Genomic DNA, 25,938 nt, shown 5'->3' with positions numbered 1-25,938 from the left:
TCGCAGCCCTTTTTTATGCTCGGGTGTCTAAGAGTTGCGCCCAAGAGTGGTTGCATGTGGCAGCTTGCTCATGGTTTTTGTGCCACTATCCGGAGTGGGGGAGGCAGGTGCAAACATTCCGCGGCTGGGCGATGAAATGGCTGACGCTTAGCATGTGCATTGGAGGTCTACTCTAGCCAAGAGTACTGGGGGGCTATTTGATCAACAGATTTACTGCAGCGCGTGCTGGGGTGTCGGGCAGTGCCGTAACGACCTTGTGCAAGGTGCTATTGATTGGTTTGGTTGTAGTGTTAGCAGCACAACTGCGATTTGGCGCAGTGGCTAATACAACGGTTGATAATCCGGTTCGCGCGGATGCTAGGGCTTATGTAATTTACGCCTACAATATCAGGCATCATGGCGTTTACTCCAGATCAGAAGTAGGAATTGCTGACCCGGGTGGGCGGGTGGAGCCGGATGCGGTTCGTGCGCCAGGCTATCCCTTATTCTTGTCGCTGTTGATTGATCAGATTACGTTCTCTGAACTCGCGAAGGTTACGTCAATACAAGCACTGGCCAGCACCACGGTTGTTTTGATTACCTATTTCGTCTGTGCGCAGCTTGTTTCGTGGTGGCTTGCCATAGCGGTTTCATTCTTTGTTGCGATTAGCCCGCATTTAATCAATGCAAACGTTTATATCTTGACAGAGTCCATGGCGACTTTTGTGCTGATGGTTTTTACGGTGGGTGTGGTTTGCGCAGCAAAGCGACGAAGCTTATTTTTCTGGTTTCTGGTTGGGGCTTTTTTGGGTGTGTGCGCATTGGTGCGCCCCGCATTCCAGTACTTTCCGCCACTTCTGGCCTGTTTTTTGTTTTTTCAGTTTGAGAAGAGAGCAGCGTGGCGCTATGCATTGTCAATGGTTCTAGGTTTTTTGGCGTTGATGTTGCCTTGGGTGCTCAGAAATATTGCTGTTTTGGGGCAGATGAGCGATCCGCATTTGATGATCAATTTTTTGCACCATGGCATGTACCCCTCTTTTGTTTATGGCGGAGATTCGACGACTTTTGGTTTCCCATACAGGTATGACCCTGACTCTCATGTTATTGCTCAGAGCGTGTCATCAGTCCTCAAGCATATTTTCTCCAGCGTTTTGAGTGATCCGCTTCTCTATTTGAGGTGGTATTTTTGTGAGAAGCCAGCCTTTCTGTGGTCTTGGAGTATTGTCCAGGGCGCTGGTGATGCGTTTGTCTACCCGGTGCTTAAGTCCCCTTATGTGGAATCGGTTCTGTTTCAAATAACTCATGCGATTTCGGCATGGACCCATTTGCCATCTGTGATCTTGGCGTTGATCGGAAGTGTCGTAGTGTGGTTGCCGTGCTCTAAGGCGTGCTTTCGCGAACATTCGTTGTTGATCGTGCGCGTATTTTCTTTGCTAATTGTTTACTACACGGCCTTGCACATGATTGGCGCGCCGTTTCCTCGCTACAGCGTTCCGTTTCGGCCGCTCATGTACATCATGTCGGCAGTCGGGTTGTGGGCGACGCTGTCTGCGGTGGGAGTGTGGCGTCTCAATTGGGTTAACAGAAGGAATAGGGGGTCGTGAAAGTTTCAGTCGTTATCCCCTGCTACAACGAGAGCAAGACGTTACAAGAAATAATTGATCGTGTGCGCCAGGCTCCGGTTGATGGGCTTGAAGTCATTGTGGTGGATGATTGTTCAACAGATGGTAGTGCTCAACTGCTCAAAGGCGAACTGGCCTCCCAGGTTGAGCGTGTGGTGTTTCATGAGCGGAATCAGGGGAAGGGGGCGGCTCTGCGTAGCGGTTTCGCGGAAGTGACGGGTGACGTCGTGATTGTTCAGGATGCCGATCTTGAGTATGACCCTCAGGAATACCCCAAACTTCTTGCGCCCATAATCGCCGGTAAAGCCGATGTGGTGTTTGGCTCACGTTTTGCTGGTGGTCAACCCCATCGAGTGGTGTATTTCTGGCATATGGTGGCAAACCGCATTCTTACGCTTGCTTCGAATATGCTTACTAACATCAACCTGACGGACATGGAGACCTGCTTCAAGGTTTTTCGTGCAGATGTTTTGACGCGCATCACAATCGAAGAAGATCGCTTTGGCTTTGAGCCGGAAGTGACGGCCAAGGTTGCGCGGTTGGGGTGCGTGATCTACGAAGTTGGCATTTCGTACTACGGGCGAACGTATGCCGAGGGAAAGAAGATAGGCTGGCGTGATGGCGTTCGTGCTTTCTACGCGATCTTGAAGTACAACATCTGGCGGCGACAAGGCTGAGCGGATGTCTCGGGGCGGCGTAGTAGATCAGGGGCTTAGTGCTATTGCCGATAGCGCGCTGCTTAGATATCTCTTCGTTGGTGGAATTGCGGCGCTTGCTGACTGGGCAATTTTTGCATTTTTTGCGATTGGCTTGGGTCTTGACTACATTCCGATCGCGGTGATCAGTTTTTTGGTGGCGACGCTTATTAATTACTTGCTATCAATCAGATTTGTTTTCGTTGGCGGGCGCCACGAGCAAAGAGTTGAGGTTTCCCTGGTTTTTCTCGTGAGTGCGTTTGGGTTGCTTCTCAACGTTGCGGCGCTGTTCGCGCTCATGAAGCTATTGCTTATGCACCCGATGCTGGCGAAGGTTTTGGCTACCGCGGCGGTCTTTGCATGGAATTTCGGTGCGCGCAGGTTCTGGGTTTTTGCAGGTTTCAAGTAGGTTGTCTGTTGTTTCGCTCGAGTAAAGCACTTGCTTGGTTGAGTTGAGCGAGTTTGGCGTTGTTATTGCTTGTTGCAACATATTTGCGCCAAGCTGAGTGTCATGCTGAAAGTTTCCATTTGTGCAGCGTCCGCATTGCTTCTGTTATGTGCGTGTACTGGGTTGCAGCCTAGGGCGTTGCCCAAGCCCGAGCTAGAGTTCAAGTCGTTATCCTCACCTGCGGTGGGCCAGGAGCACAGAGCCGAGGTGGGTGAGGTCATGGTTGTTGCCATCCATGGATTTTCAGGTAGAGCAATGCGTGCTGACAAAGTCCAAGTTCTTTGCGAGGACCTGTCCAAGCGCGTTGAGGTGCCAGTTGGTGCTGAACTAGTCCGCAGCCGGGTTGAAGGTCGCTCGGTCCTGTACTGTGGCAAGCTGGAATGGGTTAATCGTTTCGCTGGCCAGGAAAGGACAGTGATCGATGAATGCCTTCAGCCTGTTGGGGATGGCCGCTGGTCGCTGTACTTCAATGATGTGGTCTGTCCCGAGACGGTGAACTTGACCGCGGTGCGTCACACGGCGGCCTCCGACGATGCGCGCCGGCAGGAACTGGTCTTCACCGGTCGCTCGGGATCGCAGCTGTTCCTGCAATACACGCAAGTGCTTGGCGATACCACGGCGGTGCAGCGCAAGGATGTGCGGTTTGATATCGCTGATGATCCGGTGGTCGGCATCGAGGGGGCGCGTATCGAGATTCTGGAACTCAATTCATTGGCTGTTCGTTATCGGGTGTTGAGCGGTTTCGAGTAGTGCCCATGCGCTATACTTCGCGCCGTGCTGAATAATTGACAAGAGTCACATCACAGCGCGTGATGTGACCGCCAATGCGCTGCAGGATGCGGTGCTTGAGGAGATGCAAGGATGATGAAGATGCGTAAACCCGCAGCTGCGGTGGTGGGGGCAATGTTTGCGGCGGCTGCTGTGTCGGCGTGTGGCGGAGGGAAATCGTCGCTTGCCCAGGATGTCAGTGTCGACCCGGCCAAGGTCTGGAGTGACTACCAGCGCCCGGCGGAATACACCGGCGTGGTGGCCGAGGATGTCTTTATTACCACGGCCGATGGTACGCAGCTGGCTGCACGGCTGACCCGTCCTGCGGGCGACGACGGTGAGGCGGTGAGCGAGCCATTGCCGGTGATTCTGACGATTACCGGCTACAACGCCCGCCTGATCAGCACCGCGCTGAGCGGCAATCACTTTGTTGAGCGTGGTTATGCGCATCTGTACGTAGATGAGCGCGGAACCGGCAGTTCGGGGGGCACCTGGGAATCCTTCGGTGAACAGGCGCAGGCTGATTTCCTGGATGTCCTGAACTGGATTGATGAGCAGCCCTGGAGCGATGGCAATGTCGGCACCTGGGGCGCGTCCTACATGGGCATCACCCAGTTCTTTACCGCGCAGCACCAGCATCCCTCACACAAGGCCATGTTCGCGATTGTGCCCATGGGGGATGCCTACCGCGACATCGTGTTTTCGGGCGGTCAGGTCAACGCCGGTTTCATTCCGTTGTGGATGGGCCTGGTCAGCGGGCTGGGCGCCTTGCCGGTAGCAAGTTTGCAGAGCAATCCGGCCGACGGTGTCAGCGTTTTGCTGGATCACATCAGCGGTTCGTTGGCCCAGTTCGCAGTGCCCACCATTGCGGAGTCGGTGCTCGGTACGGCGCGGGCGTATGACAGCGAATTCTGGCGCATTCGCTCCCCCTTGGAGGTGGCGGACAAGGTTCAGGTGCCGACCTTTCTGGTCGGTGGGCTGAACGATCTGTTTCAGCGCGGTACGCCCATGCTGTATGAGGCGATCAAGGATCAGGTCGAGGCCAAATTGCTGATTGGCCCATGGACCCACCTTGGCGGCTCAAGTGGCGAGGGCTTGCCGGCTGATGGTGTGCCTTCGTTGGATGCCATTGCCCTGCAGTGGTTTGACCGCTATCTGAAGGACATGGACAGCGGCGCTGAACAGCAGCCGGACGTTACGCAGTATGTGTACGGCGAAGAGCGCTATGTGGTGGAACCGGACTGGCCGCACCCGCAGGCCCAGGCTGTGCGTCTGAGTCTGCGTGGCGATCGCAGTTTGTCGGGCGAGCCGGCAGGGCCGGACGAGGCCTCCAACATGATCCTGCAACAGCCGGTCAACGGTGTGTGCTCGACCAGCGCAAGCCAGTGGACCGCCGGCATCATTGGTTTTCTGCCCGTGTGTGGTGACGACAATCGCCTGACCGAGGTGCTGGAAATTACCTACACCACGCCCGTGATGGATGAGCCGTTGTACGTCAACGGACCGATTCAGGCCAACATCTGGATGTCGACCACGGCCCTGGATGCGGGGCTGGTTGTGCGGCTGACGGATGTGGCGCCCAACGGGGTCTCACGCGAGCTGACCAACGGGATCCAGACCGCGTCCATGCGTGCGCTGGACCCGCTGCGCAGCCGTTATCTCGACGGCGAGATGATCCAGCCGTGGCACACCTTTATTGAGGCGGACAAGCAGGCGCCCGGCATGGGCAATATCGTTGAAGTGAATGTGGAAATTTTTCCCAGCAGCTTCGTGATTCAGCCAGGTCACGCCCTGCGCGTGGCGGTCGGTGCCAGCGATTTGCCGCATGGCCTACCGCCCTTGCCGGATCTGCTCAGCGGTTTAACCGGATTGCTGACGATCTACAGCGATGCCGAGCACCCCTCGAATGTGGTGCTGCCAGTGGTGGAGCGGGCGCTGTCTGCTGAGGTGGCTGCGCCCTAGGCCGCATGCGCATCGTCGTCGGCGCGCAACTGGTTGCGACCGGCGCTTTTGGCGGCATACAGGCGCCGATCCGCGCGGGCCAGTGCGGTGGTGCGTGAGTCCTCGGCCCGAACCGCCGTCAGGCCAATGCTGGCAGACACATGTACCGGCTGGTTGGTGCTTGACCAGCGGTGCTGGCTGAACTGTTGCAGCAGGGCCTGGCAGGTGTCGCGGGCGGCATGCCGCTGTGTGCGTTGCAGGCACAGGATGAATTCATCGCCGCCATAGCGTCCGGCGCTGTCCTGGCTGAACTGGTTGCTGCGGATCATGTTGCCGAGCTCGCGCAGCACTTCATCGCCCAGGGCGTGAGAGTGCTGATCGTTGACCTGCTTGAAGTGATCAATATCGAGGATGGCGACGTACAGCCCTTCACGTGCTTCTGCAGGGCCGTCGAACAGGGTGTCCAGTCGATTTTCAAGCGAGCGCCTGTTGGGCAGGCCGGTGAGCGCGTCCACCTTGGCCAGCCGGTCAAGCTGTGCGGTTTTGGCTTCAAGTTCCTGGGTGCGCTCTGCAATCTGGCGGCTCAGGGTTTGGCGCAGCATGGCCAACTGGCGGACCACCACCATGCCGGTGGCCAGAATGATCAGCAGGAGGATGCCTTCCGGTAACGGGATTTGCGGCAGGATGGCGGCCACCGAGATCCCGATGAGTATGGAAAAGCCTTCGACCGCATAGGAAAAGCTTGCGATTCTGCGCCACGGTTTGCGTTCGCGTAGCCACAGGAACCAGGCCATGCACAGTTCGTTGCTGAGGTGCAGCACGGTCATCATGACCAACAACGGGATCCATGCCGGTGTGCTCAGGGCGCCGATCGGGGTGTCGCCGCCAGCCTTCTGGTAGGCGCTGCCTGCGGCCAGAATGATGAGGATCATCATGCCTGCATTGGCCATGGCGGCGTCCACCGCGCTGCGCCAGGATTCGCCGCGCAGCACCCGATGCAAGGGATACAGCAGTGAGGCCAGGCCGTTGAGCAGGGCGGCTGGCGCGGGGCCCAGCAAAAGTATGCTGGCCACTTGGGTGACCCGGTCGAATGACACATAGCCATGGTCGGGGTGTGAGAAGCCGCAGACGATGCTGAACAGGGCGGCGCTGATGACCAGGGCTGAGGTGTGCGGCTCGAGCATGCCCAGGGCATCGTCATGCTGGCCCAGCGCAACGGTCGCGACGCACAGCAGCAGCGCTGCGCTGGCAGTAAATAAGGTGTTGCGGGCGGGCTTGGGCGTCACGTGCGTGCTGGGGCCGACGGATGAATGTCTTGCAGTTTAATCCAATGTCCTTGAAGCGCCATCCTGTGCGGCCGGGCTGCAGCCTGGCGCCATTTGGTGCTCAATAAACCGTTTGTCGGAAATTTTCTGCCCTATCTCCCCACCTTGCCCCCTGAATTGACCAATTTCCTTCACAAACATCTCTAAGAGCTGTCTGTAAGTTGTTGTTTACAGGCCGATTTGGTGGTGTGAAAATTTCCGCAAAACACGTCATAAGTTACTGTTTTTACTTATAAAACTTTCTTGACACGAAAAATGGCCAAGCCTATAGTGGGCTTTAAGGGTGAAAAGTGGAGTGTCGTGGAGTAATCCACCCAAAAGGCCAGCGTGTACAGCGGAACGACAGAACTTGCGATTGATGTGAAGGGGCGCCTGGCCGTCCCGGCGCGTTATCGTGCGTCGCTCCAAGACAGCTGCGCTGGCCGTCTGATTCTCACCCTCAGCCTGGATGCCTGCTTGCTGGTCTACCCCTATCCCGAGTGGGAGGTGTTTGCCGCCAAGCTGATGGCGCTGCCGTCGCTGACGCCGCAGGCCAAAAAATTGCAGCGGCATTTTCTGGGTGCTGCTGAAGACGTGGTCATGGACAAGCAGGGGCGCGTGCAGTTGACGCCCTACCTGCGGGCCCGCGCAGGGCTGGATCGCTCGGCTGTTTTCGTTGGTCAGGGTGAGAAATTCGAGTTGTGGGACGCCGATGCGTGGCGCCGATATCAGGACGAGGTTGAGCTTGATGCTGAATTCCTTGCCAGTATCGGGATTTGAGCGCGGTTTCCGCGTGATGCTGTCGCATGAATCGGTGCTGCTGGACGCCTCCCTGGATGCACTGAACATCCGCGGCGACGGCGTCTACGTCGATGCGACCTTCGGCCGTGGTGGGCACAGCAAAGCTTTGCTCGAACGGCTTGATGATGCGGGCCGTTTGGTAGTTTTTGATCAGGATCCCGAGGCGCAGGCGGTCGCGCAGGGCTGGATGCGGCAGGAAGCGCGTCTGGCGCTGGAGCCGTTCAATTTCTCTCATCTATATAAGAGTATCGAGGCGCGAGGTCTGATTGGTCAGATCGACGGCATCCTGTTTGATTTGGGCGTCTCAAGCCCGCAGCTCGACGATGCGCAGCGCGGCTTCAGTTTTGGTAAGGATGGCCCGCTGGATATGCGCATGAATCCGCTGGCCGGGTTCAGTGCAGCGGATTGGGTTGCGCACACCAGCTACGACGACATGCGCCGGGTGTTGCGTGAATACGGCGAGGAAAATAATGCCGGGCGCATCGCGCGTGCGATCGAGCGCGCGCGTGAGCAGGCGCCGATCACCACCACCTTGCAGCTGGCGGAACTCATCGAGCGTGCAGTGGGCGGACGTCGTGGCAAGCGTATACACCCGGCCACGCGTAGCTTTCAGGCGATTCGCATCGCGGTGAATCGTGAGCTTGATGTGCTTGCGGAGGTTTTGCCTCAGGCGCTGGACGTGCTCAGGCCTGGTGGGCGCTTGGCGGTGATCAGCTTTCATTCGCTGGAAGATCGCATCGTCAAGCAGTTCCTGCGTGCCCAGGCACGCCCGCCGGCGCCTGATCCGGTGTCGCCGGCGCCGCCGGCGCGGGTCCGGCAGGTGACACGACGGCTGTGCGATGAAGCTGAGGCTCAGCGTAATCCGCGGGCGCGCAGTGCGGTGTTGCGCTGGGCGGAGAAGTGCGCATGACGCGGGTGATGAGCAAGCTCGACTTGTCGCGTCTGTCAGCGCCGCCGCTGCGTTATCTGGCGCTGCCTTTGCTGATCGTCAGCGCGATTGGCGTGGTGGGCATGAAGCACCACAGCCGTGCGCTGCAGACCGAGGCGCAAGCACTGGCCGCCGAGCGTGAGCAGCTCGAGGTCGAGTTCAACCAGCTGCGGCTGGAGCGGGGTTATGTCGGCGCGCATTCGCGGGTCGGTGAACTGGCCGAAAAACAACTGGGCATGAAGGTGCCGGACGACTATGTCATTGTCCAAGTCCCAGGCCAGGAATAAGCCCGCCGAAGTGCCCGCCGGGCTGGCCCCTGCATGGCGTCAGCATGTGCTGGTCGGCTTGCTGGTGCTGGGTTTTGTGGCGCTGGGTTTGCGTGCCTTCGAGTTGCAGGTGCGCGACCGAGATTTCCTGCTGGCAGAGGGCGAGCGTCGCCATGTCAGAACCTTGCTGGAGCCGGGTGGGCGTGGCGCTGTGCGCGACCGTCATGGTGCGCCGCTGGCCTTGAGTGCGCCGGTGGAATCCATCTGGGTGGTGCCCTCGGCCCTGCTGGCCGAGCCGGCTTACATCGCGCCGCTGGCCAATTTGCTGGAGATGCAGCGCGGTGAACTGCAGGCCGAGCTGGAAAAGCGCCGCGGGCGCCAGTTCTATTACCTGAAGCGGCAGTTGCCGCCGTCCGAGGCGCGGCGCATTCTTGATCTGGATGCGCCCGGCGTATTCAGCCAGCGCGAGTACCGGCGTTATTACCCGGCTGGCGAAGTGACCGCCCAGCTGGTCGGTCTTTGCAATATCGACGGCGTCGGCCAGGAAGGTCTGGAGCGTGGCTTTGACAGCTTGCTGGCGGGCAGTCCGGGGCAGCGTCTGGTGATCCAGGATCGGCTTGGTCGCGTGGTTGATGATCTGGATGAATTTCGCGCCTCGCGCCCCGGCCAGGATGTGGACCTGTCCATTGATCTGCGCCTGCAGCACTACGCGTACGGCGAGCTCAAGGCGGCGGTCTCGGCGCACAATGCCAAGGGTGGGGTGATTCTGGTTGCCGACGTGCAGACCGGTGAGATTCTGGCGCTGGCCACGCAGCCAGGCTTCAATCCCAATAACCGCAACAGTCTGGGCGAAAACCGGGCGGCTTGGCGTAATCGCGCGGCGCTGGATCAGTTTGAGCCGGGTTCAACGGTCAAACCGTTGATGCTGGCAGCTGCGTTGCAGAACAACATCATCGATGCGTCCGAGCAGGTCGATACCGGCAATGGTTGGATCAAGATCGGACGCCTGCAGGTGCGTGACTACCGTGGCTATGGTCAGATCGGTTTAACCGAGCTGCTGGCCAAGTCCTCCAACGTCGGCGCGGTCAAAGTCGGCATGCTGATGGGGGCTGATCGCCTGTTCGATGCCTACCGGGCGTTCGGGTTCGGCTATTCAACGGCCTCCGGTTTCCCCGGTGAGGTCGCCGGGCAGCTGACCAGCCCCTATGAGTGGGGCGATGTCGGTACTGCCACGGCCTCCTATGGCTACGGCATGAGTGTGACCGCTCTGCAACTCGCGCAGGCCTATATGGTTTTGGCGGCAGACGGGGTGCGTCGCACCTTGTCGCTGGTCAAGGGTGGGTCGCAGTTCGAGGATGAGCGGATCATCAGTGCCGAAGTTGCGGCCCAGGTGCGTGAAATGCTCACCGCGGTTGTGCAGCCCGGCGGTACGGGCACCCGCGCCGCGGTGCCAGGTTACCGGGTGGCCGGTAAGACAGGCACAGTGCGCAAGGCAGAGGGGGGCGGCTATGCTGAGGATCGGCACCAATCCCTGTTTGTTGGCATGTTGCCGGCTGATCAGCCGCGCCTGCTCAGTCTGGTGGTAATCGACGAGCCGCGCTCCGGCGTTTACTACGGCGGTCTGGTTGCTGCGCCGGTGTTTTCCCGCGTGGCCAGTTCGGCTGCGCGCTTGCTGCAGATCGCGCCAGCCGAAGGCGATCATTCCATAGCCCGTGTGGCGGTTGGGGATTCGCACTCATGACGAGCTGGCACCTGAATGAGTTGCTGGAGCTGGATGCCAGCCTGTGCGGCAGCAATCCGCTGATCTCCGGCCTGGCCATGGACAGCCGTCAGGTTGAGCCGGGGGCATTGTTCCTGGCCTGCCGAGGCACCGAGTCACACGGTCTGGCGCATCTGGAGCAGGCCTTGCAGCGCGGCGCCGTCGCCTTGGCGTGGGAGCCCAGCCCGGGCGTCGAAGCGCCGCAAGCGGATGTGCCTTGCGTGGCCGTGGACAATCTTTCGCGGCGGGTTGGTCTGATCGCCTCGCGCTTCTTTGGGGCGCCCAGTCGAGCTCTGTTTACCGTGGGGGTGACCGGCACCGACGGCAAGACCTCATGCACCCACCTGTTCGCTCAGGCCGCGGCGCGTCTACAGCGGCGTTGTGGCTTGATGGGGACCGTGGGCGTCGGCTTCCTCGACGATCTGGCCAAGGCCACCCACACCACCCCGGATCCGGTGCAGTTGCAGGCCGGTCTGGCCCGGTTGGCGGCTGAGGGCGCGGATGCGCTGGCCATGGAAGTGTCGTCCCACGCGCTCGATCAGGGGCGCATCATCGGGGTTGATCTGGATGTGGCGGTGTTCACCAACCTGAGTCGTGATCATCTGGATTATCACGGCGATCTGGACAACTACGCCCGGGCCAAACGTCGCCTGCTTGAGTCGGATGGGCTCAAGGCTCTGATCATCAATGTGGACGACGACTACGGTCGCCAGTGGGCGCGCGAGCTGGCAGACCAGCGTCCGGTGGTCGCGTATGCCGTCGACGCCCAGCCGGAGCAGGCCGACTGGCTGCGCGCGGAGAACATCCGCAAGCAGCCTCAGGGGCTGAGTTTCGACGTGGTGACTGCGCACGAGCGCCATGCGTTCGAGTGCGGTCTGATCGGCCATTTCAATATCTACAACCTGCTCGCGGTTGCGGCCGCCTGGCGTGCGGCCGGGCTGGAGTTGGCGCAGGTGCTGGCCGCCCTGCGTGAGGTCAAAACCGTGCCGGGACGGATCGAGGCCTTCCGTGCCGAAGGTAAGCCGCTGGCGGTGGTGGATTACGCCCACACCCCTGGGGCACTGATTCAGGTGCTGCGTGCGCTGCATCAGCACCGCAAGCCAGGTGGGCGGATCTTCTGCGTTTTCGGATGTGGTGGTGATCGCGATCGTGGCAAGCGCCCGCAGATGGCTGCGGCGGCAGCGGCGCATGCCGACGTGCTGATCCTGACCGATGACAACCCGCGCACCGAGTCACCCCAGGACATCATTGCCGACATGCTTGAGGGGCTTTCAGCTGATCAGGCCTACAGCATCATCCATGATCGCGCGCTGGCCATCGATCATGCCCTGGGCCAGGCGGGGCCAGATGATCTGGTGCTGATCGCCGGCAAGGGCCACGAAGATTATCAGCAGATCGGGCTGGAGCGCCGTCCTTTCTCCGATCGTGAGTATGTAGCCCGGCGCCTGCACAGCGCGTCCGCGCAGGAGGGTTGGGCATGCAACGCTTGAGCCAGGCGGTGGACTGGATCGGCGCCGTGCTGCAGGGGCGCGATCAGGCGGTCACCGGCGCGTGCATCGACACCCGCGTGTTGCAGCCGGGGCAGCTGTTCATCGCGCTGCCTGGGTCGCGGGTCGATGGTCACGAATTTGTGCGCAAGGCGGCGGCGCTAGGGGCCAGCGGTGCGCTGGTCAGTCGACCTCTGGATATCGATTTTCCGCAGCTCGTCGTGCCGGATGTACTGGTTGCGCTGCAGGCGCTGGCTGTGGCCTGGCGTCAGGAGTGGGCACGGATGGGGGCGGGCCAGTTGGTCGGCGTGACCGGCTCGAACGGCAAGACCAGTGTCAAAACCATGCTTGCGACCGTGCTTGGCGGCTGCGCCAAAACCTTTGCCACCCCGGGCAACCTCAACAACCACATTGGTGTGCCGTTGTGTCTGCTGAATGTGCGCCCCGAGCATCGCTATGCGGTGATCGAAATGGGCGCCAATCATGCCGGCGAAATTGCCGCGCTGGCAGGCTGGGCCAAACCTGACGTCGGACTGGTCAATAATGCTGGCGATGCGCATCTGGAAGGCTTTGGTTCACGCGATGGTGTGGCTGCGGCCAAGGGTGAAATGTTCACTGCGCTGGGCGCTGAGGGTGTCGCCGTGATCAATGCGGATGACCCCTATAACCCGCTGTGGCGTGAGTTGGCCGGGCAACGCACGGCCGTGACCTTCGGGCGTGCGGCGAGTGCCGATGTGCGCGCCGCCGACGAACACAATGCCTTGGCCGAGCAGCGTTTTACTCTGACGGTGGGCGGGCAGGGCGCCGATGTGTGTTTGCCATTGCCCGGTCGGCACAGCGTTATGAATGCGCTGGCCGCTGCTGCTGTGGCCCATGCGCTGGGGCTGGATGTGGCGACGATCGCTGCCGGGCTTGCTCGGGTCAGTCCGGTGTCCGGACGTTTGCAGGCGCACACGCTGCCCGGTGGGGTGAGCCTCATCAACGATGCCTACAACGCCAATCCGGCTTCATTGCTGGCCGCGATTGACGTGCTGGCGGCCAGCGCGCCGCCGCGCCATCTGGTGCTGGGTGACATGGCCGAAATCGGCGCCGGGGCGGCGCGTGCGCACAGCGATGCGGGTGAAGCCGCGCGTGCGCGAGGTATCGAGTGGCTGTGGGGCTGTGGGCCGTTGAGCCGCCATGCAGTCGAGGCCTTCGGTGATGGCGCTCGGCATTTTGACGAACCGCTGGCGCTGGCTGGCGAGCTGGCCAGTGTGCTGGGGGATCACGGCACCGTGCTGGTCAAGGGTTCGCGCAGCGCCGGCATGGAGCGCGTCGTTCATCAGCTCAAGGGAGAGGCCTGATGCTGTATCACCTGGCTGAATGGCTGACGCCGTATTTTTCACCGCTGAATGCGTTCCAGTACCTGACCTTGCGCGCCATCATGGGGGTGCTGACCGCGCTGGGCTTCAGCCTGTTCCTGGGGCCATACCTGATTGATTATCTGGTGCGAAAACAGATCGGCCAGCCGGTCCGTGACGATGGCCCGAAGAGCCATTTTTCCAAAGCTGGCACGCCCACCATGGGCGGCGCGCTGATCATCGCTGCGGTAGGCGTTTCAACCCTGTTGTGGGCGGATCTGCGCAACATCTATGTCTGGGTGGCCTTGCTGTGCACGCTGGCATTCGCCGCGATCGGTTTCGTCGACGACTATCGCAAGCTCAAGTACAAGAACTCGGATGGCTTGTCGGCCAAAGAGAAGTACGGCTGGCAGAGTCTGGCCGGTCTGCTCACCGCCGGCGCGTTGTGGGCATTTGCCGATTCGCCGGTTAACACCAGCCTGTATCTGCCGCTGCTCAAGGATGTGGTGATTCCGCTGGGCGCCTTCTTCTGGATCTGGGGTTACCTGGTGGTGGTCGGCAGCAGCAACGCGGTCAATCTCACCGACGGTCTGGATGGTCTGGCCATCATGCCGTGCGTCATGGTCGCGGCGGCGCTTGGCGTGTTTGCCTACGCCACCGGTCATTTCGAGTTCGCCGAGTACCTGGGCATCGTGTACATCGCCGGGGTTGGCGAGGTGCTGATTTTCTGCACGGCAATCTGCGGCGCAGGACTGGGTTTTCTGTGGTTCAACACCTATCCGGCACAGATGTTCATGGGCGATGTCGGTGCGCTGGCGCTGGGCGCCGCACTCGGGGTGGTGGCGCTCATCGTGCGTCAGGAGGTGGTGCTGTTCATCATGGGTGGGGTGTTCGTGGCTGAGACACTGTCGGTCATCCTGCAAGTTGGCTCTTTCAAGCTGACCGGGCGGCGCATCTTCCGCATGGCGCCGCTGCATCATCATTTCGAACTCAAGGGCTGGCCAGAGCCCAAGATCATCGTGCGCTTCTGGATCGTGACCCTGATCCTGGTGCTGGTCGGTCTGGCCACGCTGAAGGTGCGCTGATGGACTGGTCCGGACGTCAGTGTCTGGTGGTCGGTCTGGGCCTGACCGGCTGGTCGGTCGTGCGCTTCTTGGTGGCCCAGGGCGCGCAGGTTCGGGTGTGCGACAGCCGCGGCGAGCCGCCCTATGCGCTGGCCCTGGCCGAGCAGTATCCGGAGGTGCCCCTGCACAGCGGCGATCTCGACGCGGTTTCGCTCGACGGTGTGGATGAGCTGGTGGTTTCGCCTGGCCTTGATCTCAACCTGCCGCTGTTTGCGCGGGCGCGTCAGCGCGGTCTGCCGCTGATCGGCGATATCGAAATCTTCGCGCGGCAAAATACGCGGCCGGTTGTGGCCGTGACCGGCTCCAACGGCAAGAGCACGGTGGTTACGTTGCTCGGCGAAATGGCTGAGCGGGCCGGATTGCAGGTGCTGGTCGGCGGCAACATTGGCACCCCGGCATTGGACCTGCTGGAGCGTCATGCCGATCTGATCGTGCTGGAGCTGTCGAGCTTCCAGCTGGATCTGACGCACAGCCTGCAATGCGTTGCCGCCTGCGTGCTCAACCTGAGTGCCGATCATATGGATCGCCACGGTTCTTTGCAGGCTTACGGCGCAGCCAAGGCGCGCATCTTCGCCCATGCCGCGCACGCGATCATCAACAAGGACGACCCGGATGCGGCCACACTGGCCCCGGACGAACTGCCGTCGAGCGACTTCTCGGTCTTGCAGGCGGCAGATTTCGATCTGCGCGACACGCATTTGTGCGTGGGTGGTCAGCCCTGGTTGCCGGCGGCGCAGCTGAAGCTGGTCGGGCGTCACAATCAGGCCAACGTGCTGGCGGCATTTGCGCTGGGCATGGCCGCGGGGCTGCCGCGCGATGCGATGACCGCCGCTGCGGCGGCCTTTCCCGGTCTGCCGCACCGCTGTCAGTGGGTGGCGGAGCGCAACGGAGTGCGCTGGATCAACGATTCCAAAGGCACCAACGTCGGGGCCACCCTGGCGGCTCTGGATGGTATTGAACCCAAGGTTGTGCTGCTGGCCGGTGGCCAGGCCAAAGGTGGTGATTTCAAACCGTGGCGCGCACCGCTCAAGGACAAGGGGCGGGCGGTGCTGCTGTTTGGTCAGGATGCGGCGCAGATCGCGCGCGACCTGGACGACCTGGGTGCGCACATCGTGATGCGTGATGTGGGTGAGCTGGCCCAGGCCGTAGCCGAGGCCGACAGCCTGGCTCAGCCGGGCGACAGCGTGCTGCTGTCACCGGGTTGCGCCAGCTTTGATCAGTTCAGCGGTTATGCAGAGCGGGGCGAGTGTTTCGCCGCGCTGGCACGGGGGCTGGCATGAATCTGCGTCTGAATCTGGCTCCGCTGGGTTTTCGGCCGGCCGATCTGGATCATGGTTTGCTCTGGCCGCTGGGGCTGCTGATGGCTCTGGGGCTGGTCATGGTGGCGTCGTCTTCGGTGGCGGTGGCCGAGCGCTACACCGGTGAGAGTTTCCATTTCCTCTATAAGCAGCTGGTGTTCATGGGCATTGGTCTGGCTGCGGCTGGGCTGCTGTTGAGCATTCCGCTGGCCATCTGGGAGCGCAGCAGTTTCGTGCTGCTGGCGGCAGCCCTGCTAGTGCTGGCGGTGGTGCTGTTCCCTGGCATCGGGCATGAGGTCAACGGTGCGCGGCGCTGGTTGAATCTGGGCTTTGTGCAGCTGCAGGCTTCGGAGCCGGCACGACTGGCCTTGTTCATGTATCTGTCGGCCTACGCGGTGCGTCGCGCGAGCGAGCTGCGTTCGTCCTGGACCGGTCTGGCCAAGCCTTTGCTGCCGCTGGGGGCGGCGGTCATGCTGTTGCTGCTGGAGCCCGATTTCGGCGCGTCCGCGGTGCTGATGGCGGTCAGCTTCATGATGTTGTTCATGGCCGGGGCGCGCCTGCGTGATCTGGCCGTGGTCGGCGTGCTGGCTCTGGGTGCGTTCGGCGCACTGATGGTGGCGGCGCCCTACCGTGTCGAGCGCTTGCTGACCTTCCGCGATCCTTGGGCGCACGCCTTTGATGGCGGTTTTCAGCTGACCCAGTCGCTGATTGCGATTGGCCGCGGCGAGTGGTTTGGCGTGGGCCTGGGCAACAGCGTGCAGAAGCTGCTTTATCTGCCTGAAACGCATACCGATTTCATCTTTGCGATTTTTGCCGAAGAGTTTGGTTTGCTCGGCGTGGTTGGCCTGCTGGTGCTGCTCGGCCTGATTCTGCGCGCCAGCATGCGTATTGCCAGTGCCGCGGCCGAACAGGGGCAGCTGTTTGGCAGCTACCTGGCCTACGCCATCGGTTTCTGGATGGTGTTGCAGGCGCTGCTCAATATCGGCGTCAACATGGGTGTCTTGCCGACCAAAGGGCTGCCGCTGCCTTTTGTCAGCTACGGCGGCAGTTCCATGGTCATGAGTTGCGCGGCGATGGGGCTGATGTTGCGTGTGGCGTTGGAGACTGCGCGCAAGGAGGCCGGGCGATGAAGATGCTGGTCATGGCCGGTGGAACCGGCGGTCATGTGTTCCCGGCGCTGGCGGTTGCCAAGGCGCTGCGTGAACAGGGCGTTGATGTGCTGTGGATGGGGACGCGCAACGGTTTCGAAGCGCGTGCCGTGCCAGCGGCAGGGTTCGACATCGAATGGATCGATGTGGCCGGCGTGCGCGGCAAGGGCTGGCGCTCTATGCTGGCGGCGCCGCTGCGTATCCTGCGCGCCGTGTGGCAGGCCCAGCGCATCATTCGTGCGTTCCAGCCCAGACTGGTGCTGGGCATGGGCGGTTATGCCGCCGGACCGGGTGGCTTGGCTGCGGGCCTGTTGCGTGTGCCGCTGGTGATTCACGAACAGAACGCGGCGCCCGGCACCACCAACAAACTGCTGTCGCGCATGGCGACGCAGGTTCTGCAGGCTTATCCGTCGGCGTTTGCCTCGCTGCCGCGTGCTCGCACGGTTGGCAATCCGGTGCGTGCTGAACTCAGCGCACTGGCGCAGCCGGATGAGCGGGGCACCGGCACGCATGAGCCGCTGCGCATTCTGATTCTGGGCGGCAGCGGCGGTGCGCTGTCACTCAACCGAACCGTGCCGGCGGCGTTGGCCGGTCTGACTGACCGGGTGCACATCCGGCATCAGGCTGGTCGCACGCTGGCTGCGGCCCAACAGGCCTGGGATGAGGCCGATGTGGCTGATCCCGAAGCGGTCGCGCTGAGCGCTTTCATCGATGACATGGCCGAGGCGCTGAGCTGGGCCGATGTGCTCATCTGTCGCGCCGGCGCCTTGACCCTGGCCGAGCTTGCGATGGTCGGTGTGGGCTCAATCCTGGTGCCGTTCCCGCATGCCATCGATGACCATCAAACCCGCAATGCGGAGCATCTGGTGGCGGCTGGCGCCGCCGTGCTGATGCCGGAGGCACAACTCAGCGCGACGGGGCTGCGAGAGCAGGTCGAAAGCCTGCTCGCCGACCGTGCGCGCTTGCAGGACATGGCGCGTGCTGCGCGTCAGTGCGCTCATCCGCTGGCAACCACCCAGATCGCCGACGTCTGTCGCCGCTATCTGGGCCTGCCGCCGCAACTTGATGAGGTCGCCGCATGATGAACGCCGATGGTCTCAAGCAGATGCTGGCCTTGCGCATGGGCAAGGTGCGGCGCATACATTTTGTCGGCATCGGCGGCTCCGGCATGGCCGGTATTGCCGAGGTACTGCTCAATCTGGGGTATCAGGTCAGCGGTACCGATCTGGGTGACACCAGCGTGACGCGACGGCTGATCAGCCTAGGCGCAACGATCACCCAGGGGCACAGCGCTGCGGCGGTGTCCGGCGCCGATGTGGTGGTGCGTTCCACCGCGATTGCCCTGGACAACCCGGAAATCCAGGCCGCTCAGGCAGCCCGCATCCCGGTTATCCGACGCGCTGAAATGCTGGCCGAGCTGATGCGTTTTCGCATCGGCATCGCCATCGCAGGGACCCATGGCAAGACCACCACCACCAGCCTGACTTCGGCCGTGCTGGCAGCTGGCGGCCTCGACCCCACCTATGTGGTCGGCGGCCTGGTCAAGAGCAGTGGCAGCAATGCACAACTGGGCGCCGGGCCCTATCTGGTGGCTGAGGCGGACGAGTCGGATGCATCGTTCCTGCATCTGACCCCGATGATCGCCGCGGTGACCAATATCGACGCCGATCACATGGAAACCTACGGGGGTGATTTCAACCGCTTGTGTGATGCCTTCGTCGAGTTTCTGCATTTTCTGCCGTTTTACGGGCTGGCCGTGTTGTGCACTGATGATGTGAATCTGCGCAAGCTGATTCCTGAAGTGGCGCGCCCGGTGGTGCGTTACGGCCTCGGTTCTGATGCCGATATCCGCGCGGTGGATCTTAAAACCGATGCCGGCGGAACCCGCTTCACGGTGATTGGCGCAGCGGCACAGGATTTCCAGATTCGCCTGAATCTGCCGGGCGAGCACAACGTGCTCAATGCGCTGGCCGCCATTTCAATCGCCCGCGAGCTGGATGTGGCGCCGGAGGCGATCCAGGCGGCGCTGGATCAATTTGCCGGCATTGGGCGTCGCGCCGAGCGTTTGGGCAATCTTCAGCTCAACACCGGTGAGGCCTATCTGGTCGACGATTACGGTCATCATCCGCGCGAAATTGCCTGCACCCTGCAGGCCATGCGCCACGCCTGGCCGGAGCGCCGTCTGGTGGTCGCTTTCCAGCCCCATCGCTACAGCCGCACGCGGGATCTGCTGGATGACTTCGCCGAAGTGCTGGGCGCTGCCGACGTGCTGCTGCTGACCGAGGTCTATGCCGCTGGTGAAGCGCCCATTGCCAATGCCGACGGGCGGGCGCTGGCCCGCGCGGTGCGTCTGCGTGGCGATGTCGAGCCGATTTTCGTGGCCGATCTGAATGAGCTGCCGCACCGCTTGTCCAGCGTGCTGGCCGATGGCGATCTGCTGCTTACGCTGGGGGCCGGCAACATCGGGCATCTGGCCCAGAGCATGGCACGTGACGGTTTGCCGGGGGTGAGCGCATGACCTTGCACGGTGATCTGCGGCGCAACGAACCGATGAGCCGGCACACCAGCTGGCGTGTCGGTGGCCCGGCGGACATCTGGTACCGCCCGAGCGACCGCGCGGACCTTCAGGGTTTTCTGGCCGGCCATCAGGGCGCTGTGCTGTGGCTTGGGCTGGGTAGCAATCTGCTGGTGCGCGATGGCGGTATTCGCGGCGCCGCGGTGACCGTGTATGACGCGCTCGGCACCATGGTCCGTCGCGACGAGGACCGCGTTTATGTGGAAGCCGGAGCACACTGTGCCCGGCTGGCCAAGTTCTGCGCCGCCGAAGGGCTCGCCGGTGCCGCATTCTTCGCCGGGATTCCCGGCACCGTGGGCGGTGCACTGGCCATGAATGCCGGAGCATTCGGTGGCGAGACCTGGCCGCATGTGCGCCGTGTCGAGATACTGGATGGCGCCGGCCAGGTGCGCAGCCTGGATGCGGCGGACTTCGACTACGCCTATCGCAGCGTGACCGCGCCGATCGAAGGTGGGCTGTTCCTGGCGGCAGAGTTCCAGTTCAGTGCGGGCGATGGCGAAGCCGAGGCGGACAAGGTCAGGCAGCTGCTGCGTCAGCGGCGGGCCAGTCAGCCGGTCGGGCAGCCGAGTTGCGGTTCGGTGTTCCGCAACCCGCCGGGTGACCATGCCGCGCGTTTGATCGAGGCCTGCGGGCTCAAGGGGCACAGCATTGGCGGTGCTCAGGTGTCGCCCAAGCACGCCAATTTCATCATCAACACGGGTACGGCCAGCGCGGCAGACATCGAGCAGCTGATTGCGCATGTGGCACACACCGTTGAGCGCACCCATGAGGTGCGCCTGATTCCGGAAGTTCGGGTTGTTGGGGAGGCGCTGCAATGACGCGCAGTGCACAGGATATGGGCCGCGTGGCGGTGCTGTACGGTGGCTGGTCAGCCGAGCGCGAAGTGTCGCTGCAAAGCGGTGCCGAGGCTTTCGCCGCGCTGCAGCGTCTGGGCGTGGACGCCAGCTTGATCGATGCGACGCCCGAGCAAGTGCTGGGTCTCAAGGCAGCCGGTTTCGACCGGGTGTTCATTGCCCTGCATGGTCGCGGTGGTGAAGATGGCACGGTGCAAGCCGCGCTGGCTTTGCAGGGGCTGCCTTACACCGGCTGTGGTGTGGCCGCTTCGGCACTGGCCATGAGCAAGGCGCAGACCAAGCGCATCTGGCGTGCCGAGAAGCTGCCAACGCCGCGCAGCGTGTTGCTGCGGGCCGGTTTTGATCCGGCTGGCGTGGTTGCCGAGCTGGGGCTGCCGATCTTCGTCAAACCGGCCAGTGAAGGCTCGAGCATCGGCATGAGCAAGGTCAGCCGCGTCGAAGATCTGGCTGCGGCCTACGCGGCCGCGGCCCAATTCGATGAACAGGTTCTGGCCGAGCAATTCATTGATGGTCTGGAGTACACCGCCACGATTTTGGATGGCGAGGTTCTGCCGCTGATTCGTGTGCAGCCCCAGGCCGAGTTTTACGACTATCACGCCAAGTATCAGGCCGAAGACACTGGCTATCACTGCCCTTGCGGCCTGCCCGCGGAGCAGGAGCAGCGTTGTGCAGCACTTGCCCTGGAAGCGTTTGATGCGGTTGGCGGGCGTGGCTGGGGCCGGGTCGATCTGTTTGTTGATCAGCAGGGTCAGCCGTGGTTGCTTGAGGTCAATACCGTGCCGGGTCTGACCACCCATTCGCTGGTGCCGATGGCGGCGCGCGCGACGGGGATCGATTTCGATCAGCTGATCTGGCGCATTCTGCTGACCAGCGAGGAGGGGGCATGAGCAGTGCCCAGGCCATCATGAGCAAATCGCTGCCGTCACTGGATTGGGGTGTAGGCGTTGGTGTGGCTGTGCTGGTCGCCGGGCTGATCGGCGTGGGGCTGGCCGGTGGCGCCAAGGTGCCCATGAGCATGGATATCTACGGCGAACTGGGGCCGGTTGATCCGCTGGATGTGCGCGAGGCTGTTGCGCCGTATCTGGGCGAAGGCTTTTTCGGTATCGACGTGGAGCATCTGGAGCAGCGCCTGAGTGATCTGGCCTGGGTCCGCGATGTTCAGGTGCAGCGCTTGTGGCCAGACCGTCTGGCGGTGCGCATCGAAGCGCATCAGGCGGTTGCCGCCTGGGGTGAGGATGCGGTGTTGACCGCCGATGGCCATTTGATCTGGCCGGACGAACAACCGACTGCGGTGCTTCATGTGCAAGGGCCGCCGGAACAGGCCGAGGCCGTGTTTGCGGATCTGGCGGTGGTGGTGCCGGCCTTGCCGCTTGGCTGGGGTCTACGCGGCTGGGATGTCTCGGCAACCGGAGACCGCAAGGCCGAGGTCACGGTGGGTGAGCAGGTGATCGTGCTCGAGTTCGGTCGCGAGCCGGTGGAAGAGAAGTTCCGCCTGCTGGCCGATGTGGTGTTGCCGGTGCTCAAGCCGCGACTGCTGGATGTTGCGGCCATCGATCTTCGCTATCGCAATGGTTTTGCCGTGCGCTGGACAGCGTCTGGCCAGGCTGAGGAATTCAAACAATGACGAAACGCAGCGAGCGCAACGATCTGCTGGTGGGCCTGGACGTGGGCACCTCCAAGATCGCCGCCATCGTGGGGGAAGTCAGTCCTGCAGGGCAGGTCAACGTGGTGGGCTTTGGCACTCACCCCTCGCGTGGCCTGAAGAAGGGCGTGGTGGTCAACATCGAGGCCACGGTGCAATCGATCAAGCGCGCCGTGGAGGAAGCCGAGCTGATGGCCGGATGCCGGATCCAGTCGGTGTTCGCTGGCATCTCCGGCAGCCATGTGCGCAGCCTTAACTCCAACGGCATCGTGGCGGTGCGGTCGCGCGAAGTGACCCAACACGATGTTGACCGGGTTATTGATGCGGCCTGTGCGGTGGCCATTCCAGCCGATCAGGAGTTGCTGCATGTGCTCCCGCAGGAGTTCATCGTCGACGATCAGGGTGGCATCACCGAACCCATCGGCATGTCCGGCGTGCGCCTGGAAGTGCGCGTGCACATGATCACCGGCAGCGTCAGCGCGGCGCAGAACATCAAGAAGTGCATCGAGCGCTGCGGGCTGACCGCCGACAAGCTGATTCTTGAGCAGCTGGCGTCGAGCTATGCGGTGCTCATGGATGACGAAAAGGAGCTGGGTGTCTGTCTGGTCGATATCGGTGGCGGCACCTCCGATATCGCGGTGTTCGAGCATGGTGCGATCCGCCACACCTCGGTCATCCCGATTGGTGGCGACCATGTGTCCAATGACATTGCGGTGGCGCTGCGTGCGCCGCCCAAGCACGCCGACGAGATCAAGATCAAGCACGGCTGCGCTTTGCCCGAGCTGATCGAAGGTGAGGAGATGATCGACGTCTCCGAGGTGGGTGATCGCCCCAACCGCAGCATGTCCAAGCATGTGCTCACCGAGGTGATCCGCGCGCGCATGGAGGAGCTGTTCCGGCTGATCCTGCGCGAGGTGCGGCGTGGCGGTTTCGACACCATGCCGGCAGGCGGGGTTGTGCTCACCGGTGGCTGCGCACAGCTGCGCGGCGCGGTTGAGCTGGCGGAAGAGGTTTTCGAGGTTCCTGTGCGCCTGGGCGTGCCGTCCGAGGTGCAGGGTTTATCAGATGTGGCGGGCAATCCTGGGCACGCCACCGGAGTGGGTCTGTTGCGGTTCGGGGCACAAAGTCAGCCGCAAACACCAGGAAAGGTCGGGGACTCCGGTTTCACGAACATGTTGGCACGCATGAAGAGCTGGTTTCAGGGCAATTTTTAGGTTTTTCAACGGATTTGGTTTCAAGGAGATAGTCATGGGCGAAGTGTTTGAAGTGATGGAAACACAGACGAAGGAAGCGGTGATCAAGGTTGTAGGCGTCGGCGGTGGCGGCAGCAACACGGTCAACCAGATGGTTCAGGCCGGCATCAAGGGTGTGGAATTCATCTGCGCCAACACCGATGCCCAGCATCTGCGGCGTTGTTCCGCCGATGTGCTGCTGCCGATCGGTCAGCAGATCACCCGTGGCCTGGGTGCTGGCGCCGATCCGAACGTGGGTCGTCAGGCCGCACTGGAAGACCGCGACCGTATTGTCGAGCTGATCGAAGGCACTGACATGCTGTTCATCACCGCCGGTATGGGCGGTGGCACGGGCACCGGGGCCGCCCCGGTGGTGGCCGAGATTGCGCGTGAAATGGGCATCCTCACGGTTGCCGTGGTGACCAAGCCGTTCCAGTTCGAGCGGGCCAAGCGCATGACCGTGGCCAAACACGGTATTGATGAGCTCAACAAGCATGTGCACTCGCTGATCGTGATCCCCAACGAGCGTCTGCTGCCGGTTCTGGGCAAGGGCGTGTCGATGAAGGAAGCTTTCACCGCATCCAACGACGTGCTGCACAACGCGGTGCAGGGTATTGCCGAGATCATCAGCTGCGAAGGCGAGATGAACGTCGACTTTGCCGACGTCAAGAAGGTGATGGGCGTGCAGGGCATGGCCATGATCGGCATCGGCACCGGCAAGGGTGAAGACCGCGCTAAGGAAGCGGCTCAGGCGGCGTTGTCATGCCCGCTGCTTGAAGAGCTGTCGATCCAGGGTGCCGAAGGCCTGTTGGTCAACGTGACCGGCGCCAACCTGACCATCGATGAGTACACCCAGGTAATGGAACTGATGACCGAGGCGGCTTCCGAGTCCGCAGAAGTGATCGTGGGTACGGTGGAAGACGATTCGGTGGGCGAAGGTCTGCGCGTGACCGTGGTTGCCACCGGACTGGATTCGCAGCTCAAAAAGGTCATGCCGGAGCCGGCCTCGACCCGTGTGACGCCGATCAGCCACGGCAAGCAGCCGCAGGTTCAGAGTGAGGCCCCGTCCGCACTTGAGGAACTCAACAAGGTTGCCGTGCCCAAGCGTGCTGCCGCGGGTGGTCGTTCCATGGATCATGGCAGTGCCGCGCCGAGCCTGCGTGATGACGATTGGCTGGATGTGCCGGCGTTCCTGCGCACCCAGGCAGACTAAGCCAGGCCAAGATCAGGTGGCGGGTTAACCCCGCCGCCCGTCGCTTTGCACAAGCCCGACGTGTTTGTCACGCTTCGGGCTTTTTTATTGTGCTAAGGTGCGCGGCTGCCCGAATTTGGGGCGCGTGGTTAGGAAAGCGGATGAGATGTTCCGCATAACTACCTGATTGCGCGTTCGAAAATGCTTGATTTGTTGCGATGCACAACAAATTATATAGTATGCTCGGAACCAAATCTCTGCGCGCCGCGTCTATTGGCGTAGCGCGCAGGGCGAAAATCGGCCGGCAGGCGGTCGACCCAGGAGATCATTCCCGATGCTCAAACAACGAACTTTGCAAAGTGACATTCGCGCAACGGGCGTGGGTTTGCACTCGGGTGACAAAGTGTCACTGCATCTTAAGCCCGCACCGGTGGACACCGGGATTGTGTTCCGTCGCATGGACCTCAATCCGGTTGTTGATGTGCCGGCCGATGCCACCTTGGTCAAAGACACGACCCTGTGCACCGCGCTGGATCACGGCGGTGTGCGCGTGGCCACGATCGAACATCTGATGTCGGCGTTGGCCGGGCTGGGCATCGACAATGTCTATATCGAATTGTCTTCGCCGGAAGTGCCGATCATGGACGGCAGCGCCGGTCCATTCGTATTCCTGATTCAGTCCGCGGGCATTGCCGAGCAAGCCGCGGCCAAAAAGCTGATTCGCATCAAAAACCCGGTCACGGTAAGCGACGGTGACAAATGGGCACGCTTTGAGCCGTATGACGGTTTCAAGGTGGATTTCGCGATTGAGTTTGACCACCCGGTATTCACCGATGGTGTTCAGCGCGCCAGCATTGATTTCGGTAGCACCAGTTATGTGCGCGAAGTCAGCCGTGCGCGCACCTTCGGATTCATGCGCGACATCGAATATCTGCGTTCACACAATTTGGCACTCGGAGGCAGTTTGGACAATGCCATCGTGCTGGATGACTACCGTGTTCTGAATGAAGACGGCTTGCGTTACGACGACGAGTTTGTTCGTCATAAGATTCTTGATGCCATTGGTGACCTTTATCTCATGGGGTATGGCATCGTTGGGGCTTATACCGGCTATAAGTCCGGGCATGGCCTCAACAATCAGCTGGCACAGGCATTGCTTGCTGACCAGCAGGCTTTTGACATCGTCACATACGACGACCTGGAAACCGCACCAATCAGCTACGCGCCGGGTTTGGCGGCGGTTTAGAGGGCACCGGGTTATGTCGAAAGGCTTGGGGGCGCACGAGGATTTTGCATTGGCTTAAATTAAGCCCGTAGCAAGAATTTACGCTTTTGAGGATAAGGGCACTTCGATAACGTAAATCAGACGACCACAGGGGGGAATCGGTGCATAGCACCAACCGGTCGCCGTCTATGCACGCTACCTGCACATGGCCAATAAAGGCGCGTGGCAAGCGTGTTTCCAGCAAGGACTGGATGCGGCAGTGCAGGTCCACCTTTGACCAAAGATCTGACATCGCAAGGCGTGTGAGATC

The 25,938-nt window shown here is 61.6% G+C and carries 24 protein-coding genes; 22 read left to right on the top strand and 2 right to left on the bottom strand.

Annotated elements, in window-relative coordinates; translation table 11 throughout:
- Window positions 1-197 precede the first annotated feature (197 nt).
- The 5 genes from ATO7_RS05290 to ATO7_RS05270 all read left to right on the top strand — a co-directional run bounded on the left by ATO7_RS05290 (window position 198) and on the right by ATO7_RS05270 (window position 5,474).
- On the top strand, window positions 198-1,583 hold the full coding sequence (locus tag ATO7_RS05290) for an ArnT family glycosyltransferase (RefSeq protein ID WP_146680155.1): 1,386 nt from the start codon (window positions 198-200) through the stop codon (window positions 1,581-1,583).
- Window positions 1,580-2,278 (top strand): glycosyltransferase family 2 protein, encoded by a 699-nt coding sequence (locus ATO7_RS05285; protein ID WP_083560200.1) that lies wholly within the window; start codon window positions 1,580-1,582, stop codon window positions 2,276-2,278. The genes ATO7_RS05290 and ATO7_RS05285 overlap by 4 nt, the downstream gene beginning before the upstream one ends.
- 4 nt (window positions 2,279-2,282) lie before the next feature.
- Window positions 2,283-2,705, top strand: coding sequence for a GtrA family protein (locus ATO7_RS05280; protein WP_083560198.1), 423 nt, complete (start codon window positions 2,283-2,285; stop codon window positions 2,703-2,705).
- A gap of 294 nt (window positions 2,706-2,999) precedes the next feature.
- A complete protein-coding gene (locus tag ATO7_RS05275; RefSeq protein ID WP_083560197.1) occupies window positions 3,000-3,494 on the top strand; it encodes a hypothetical protein in 495 nt (164 codons plus the stop codon).
- 111 nt (window positions 3,495-3,605) lie between these two features.
- Entirely contained in the window at window positions 3,606-5,474 is a 1,869-nt protein-coding gene (locus tag ATO7_RS05270) for a CocE/NonD family hydrolase (protein ID WP_206044795.1), read from the top strand.
- On the opposite strand, the gene ATO7_RS05265 is transcribed toward ATO7_RS05270, so the two are convergent.
- Window positions 5,471-6,739: a GGDEF domain-containing protein gene (locus ATO7_RS05265; RefSeq protein WP_083560193.1), complete on the bottom strand. Its 1,269-nt coding sequence runs from the start codon at window positions 6,737-6,739 to the stop codon at window positions 5,471-5,473. The two genes, ATO7_RS05270 and ATO7_RS05265, sit on opposite strands and share 4 nt — an antisense overlap.
- Before the next feature lie 366 nt (window positions 6,740-7,105).
- Here ATO7_RS05265 and mraZ point away from each other — a divergent pair, with 366 nt between their 5' ends.
- The 17 genes from mraZ to lpxC all read left to right on the top strand — a co-directional run bounded on the left by mraZ (window position 7,106) and on the right by lpxC (window position 25,649).
- Entirely contained in the window at window positions 7,106-7,537 is a 432-nt protein-coding gene (gene mraZ, locus ATO7_RS05260; protein WP_083560191.1) for a division/cell wall cluster transcriptional repressor MraZ, read from the top strand.
- Window positions 7,506-8,468, top strand: a complete 963-nt coding sequence (gene rsmH, locus ATO7_RS05255; RefSeq protein WP_240499421.1) for a 16S rRNA (cytosine(1402)-N(4))-methyltransferase RsmH — start codon at window positions 7,506-7,508, stop codon at window positions 8,466-8,468. The genes mraZ and rsmH overlap by 32 nt, the downstream gene beginning before the upstream one ends.
- Window positions 8,465-8,773 (top strand): cell division protein FtsL, encoded by a 309-nt coding sequence (ftsL, locus tag ATO7_RS05250; protein WP_083560187.1) that lies wholly within the window; start codon window positions 8,465-8,467, stop codon window positions 8,771-8,773. The genes rsmH and ftsL overlap by 4 nt, the downstream gene beginning before the upstream one ends.
- Entirely contained in the window at window positions 8,742-10,493 is a 1,752-nt protein-coding gene (locus ATO7_RS05245) for a peptidoglycan D,D-transpeptidase FtsI family protein (protein ID WP_083560184.1), read from the top strand. Before ftsL ends, ATO7_RS05245 begins: the two co-directional genes overlap by 32 nt.
- The gene (locus tag ATO7_RS05240; RefSeq protein WP_083560182.1) at window positions 10,490-12,001 is read left to right on the top strand and encodes a UDP-N-acetylmuramoyl-L-alanyl-D-glutamate--2,6-diaminopimelate ligase; all 1,512 of its coding nucleotides are present in this window, start codon (window positions 10,490-10,492) and stop codon (window positions 11,999-12,001) included. The genes ATO7_RS05245 and ATO7_RS05240 overlap by 4 nt, the downstream gene beginning before the upstream one ends.
- The gene (locus ATO7_RS05235; RefSeq protein ID WP_083560180.1) at window positions 11,989-13,341 is read left to right on the top strand and encodes a UDP-N-acetylmuramoyl-tripeptide--D-alanyl-D-alanine ligase; all 1,353 of its coding nucleotides are present in this window, start codon (window positions 11,989-11,991) and stop codon (window positions 13,339-13,341) included. The genes ATO7_RS05240 and ATO7_RS05235 overlap by 13 nt, the downstream gene beginning before the upstream one ends.
- The gene (mraY, locus tag ATO7_RS05230) at window positions 13,341-14,423 is read left to right on the top strand and encodes a phospho-N-acetylmuramoyl-pentapeptide-transferase (protein ID WP_083560178.1); all 1,083 of its coding nucleotides are present in this window, start codon (window positions 13,341-13,343) and stop codon (window positions 14,421-14,423) included. Before ATO7_RS05235 ends, mraY begins: the two co-directional genes overlap by 1 nt.
- Entirely contained in the window at window positions 14,423-15,742 is a 1,320-nt protein-coding gene (gene murD, locus ATO7_RS05225) for a UDP-N-acetylmuramoyl-L-alanine--D-glutamate ligase (RefSeq protein ID WP_083560176.1), read from the top strand. Before mraY ends, murD begins: the two co-directional genes overlap by 1 nt.
- Window positions 15,739-16,890 carry a putative lipid II flippase FtsW gene (ftsW, locus tag ATO7_RS05220; RefSeq protein ID WP_083561015.1) on the top strand — a complete coding sequence of 384 codons (1,152 nt, stop codon included), beginning with the start codon at window positions 15,739-15,741 and terminating at the stop codon, window positions 16,888-16,890. The genes murD and ftsW overlap by 4 nt, the downstream gene beginning before the upstream one ends.
- Window positions 16,887-17,990, top strand: coding sequence for an undecaprenyldiphospho-muramoylpentapeptide beta-N-acetylglucosaminyltransferase (gene murG / locus ATO7_RS05215; protein ID WP_083560174.1), 1,104 nt, complete (start codon window positions 16,887-16,889; stop codon window positions 17,988-17,990). Before ftsW ends, murG begins: the two co-directional genes overlap by 4 nt.
- Complete coding sequence (gene murC, locus ATO7_RS05210; RefSeq protein WP_240499420.1) at window positions 17,987-19,426, top strand: UDP-N-acetylmuramate--L-alanine ligase; 1,440 nt, start codon at window positions 17,987-17,989, stop codon at window positions 19,424-19,426. Before murG ends, murC begins: the two co-directional genes overlap by 4 nt.
- The gene (gene murB / locus ATO7_RS05205; RefSeq protein ID WP_083560170.1) at window positions 19,423-20,301 is read left to right on the top strand and encodes a UDP-N-acetylmuramate dehydrogenase; all 879 of its coding nucleotides are present in this window, start codon (window positions 19,423-19,425) and stop codon (window positions 20,299-20,301) included. Before murC ends, murB begins: the two co-directional genes overlap by 4 nt.
- Window positions 20,298-21,224, top strand: coding sequence for a D-alanine--D-alanine ligase (locus ATO7_RS05200; RefSeq protein WP_083560168.1), 927 nt, complete (start codon window positions 20,298-20,300; stop codon window positions 21,222-21,224). The genes murB and ATO7_RS05200 overlap by 4 nt, the downstream gene beginning before the upstream one ends.
- Window positions 21,221-21,961: a cell division protein FtsQ/DivIB gene (locus ATO7_RS05195; protein WP_083560166.1), complete on the top strand. Its 741-nt coding sequence runs from the start codon at window positions 21,221-21,223 to the stop codon at window positions 21,959-21,961. Before ATO7_RS05200 ends, ATO7_RS05195 begins: the two co-directional genes overlap by 4 nt.
- Window positions 21,958-23,193: a cell division protein FtsA gene (gene ftsA, locus ATO7_RS05190; protein ID WP_083560164.1), complete on the top strand. Its 1,236-nt coding sequence runs from the start codon at window positions 21,958-21,960 to the stop codon at window positions 23,191-23,193. The genes ATO7_RS05195 and ftsA overlap by 4 nt, the downstream gene beginning before the upstream one ends.
- A gap of 34 nt (window positions 23,194-23,227) precedes the next feature.
- Window positions 23,228-24,424 (top strand): cell division protein FtsZ, encoded by a 1,197-nt coding sequence (ftsZ, locus tag ATO7_RS05185; protein WP_330395392.1) that lies wholly within the window; start codon window positions 23,228-23,230, stop codon window positions 24,422-24,424.
- A 313-nt stretch (window positions 24,425-24,737) separates the two neighbouring features.
- The gene (lpxC, locus tag ATO7_RS05180; protein ID WP_083560162.1) at window positions 24,738-25,649 is read left to right on the top strand and encodes a UDP-3-O-acyl-N-acetylglucosamine deacetylase; all 912 of its coding nucleotides are present in this window, start codon (window positions 24,738-24,740) and stop codon (window positions 25,647-25,649) included.
- Here lpxC and ATO7_RS17230 read toward each other — a convergent pair.
- Window positions 25,618-25,920: a DciA family protein gene (locus ATO7_RS17230; protein WP_083560160.1), complete on the bottom strand. Its 303-nt coding sequence runs from the start codon at window positions 25,918-25,920 to the stop codon at window positions 25,618-25,620. The genes lpxC and ATO7_RS17230 overlap by 32 nt on opposite strands.
- Between the last annotated feature and the right edge of the window lie 18 nt (window positions 25,921-25,938).

This window comes from Oceanococcus atlanticus (assembly GCF_002088235.1).
In the GTDB taxonomy this organism is placed as follows: domain Bacteria; phylum Pseudomonadota; class Gammaproteobacteria; order Nevskiales; family Oceanococcaceae; genus Oceanococcus; species Oceanococcus atlanticus.
The sequence above is the reverse complement of the archived record's forward strand: the minus strand, read 5'-3'. Positions and strand labels throughout refer to the sequence as shown.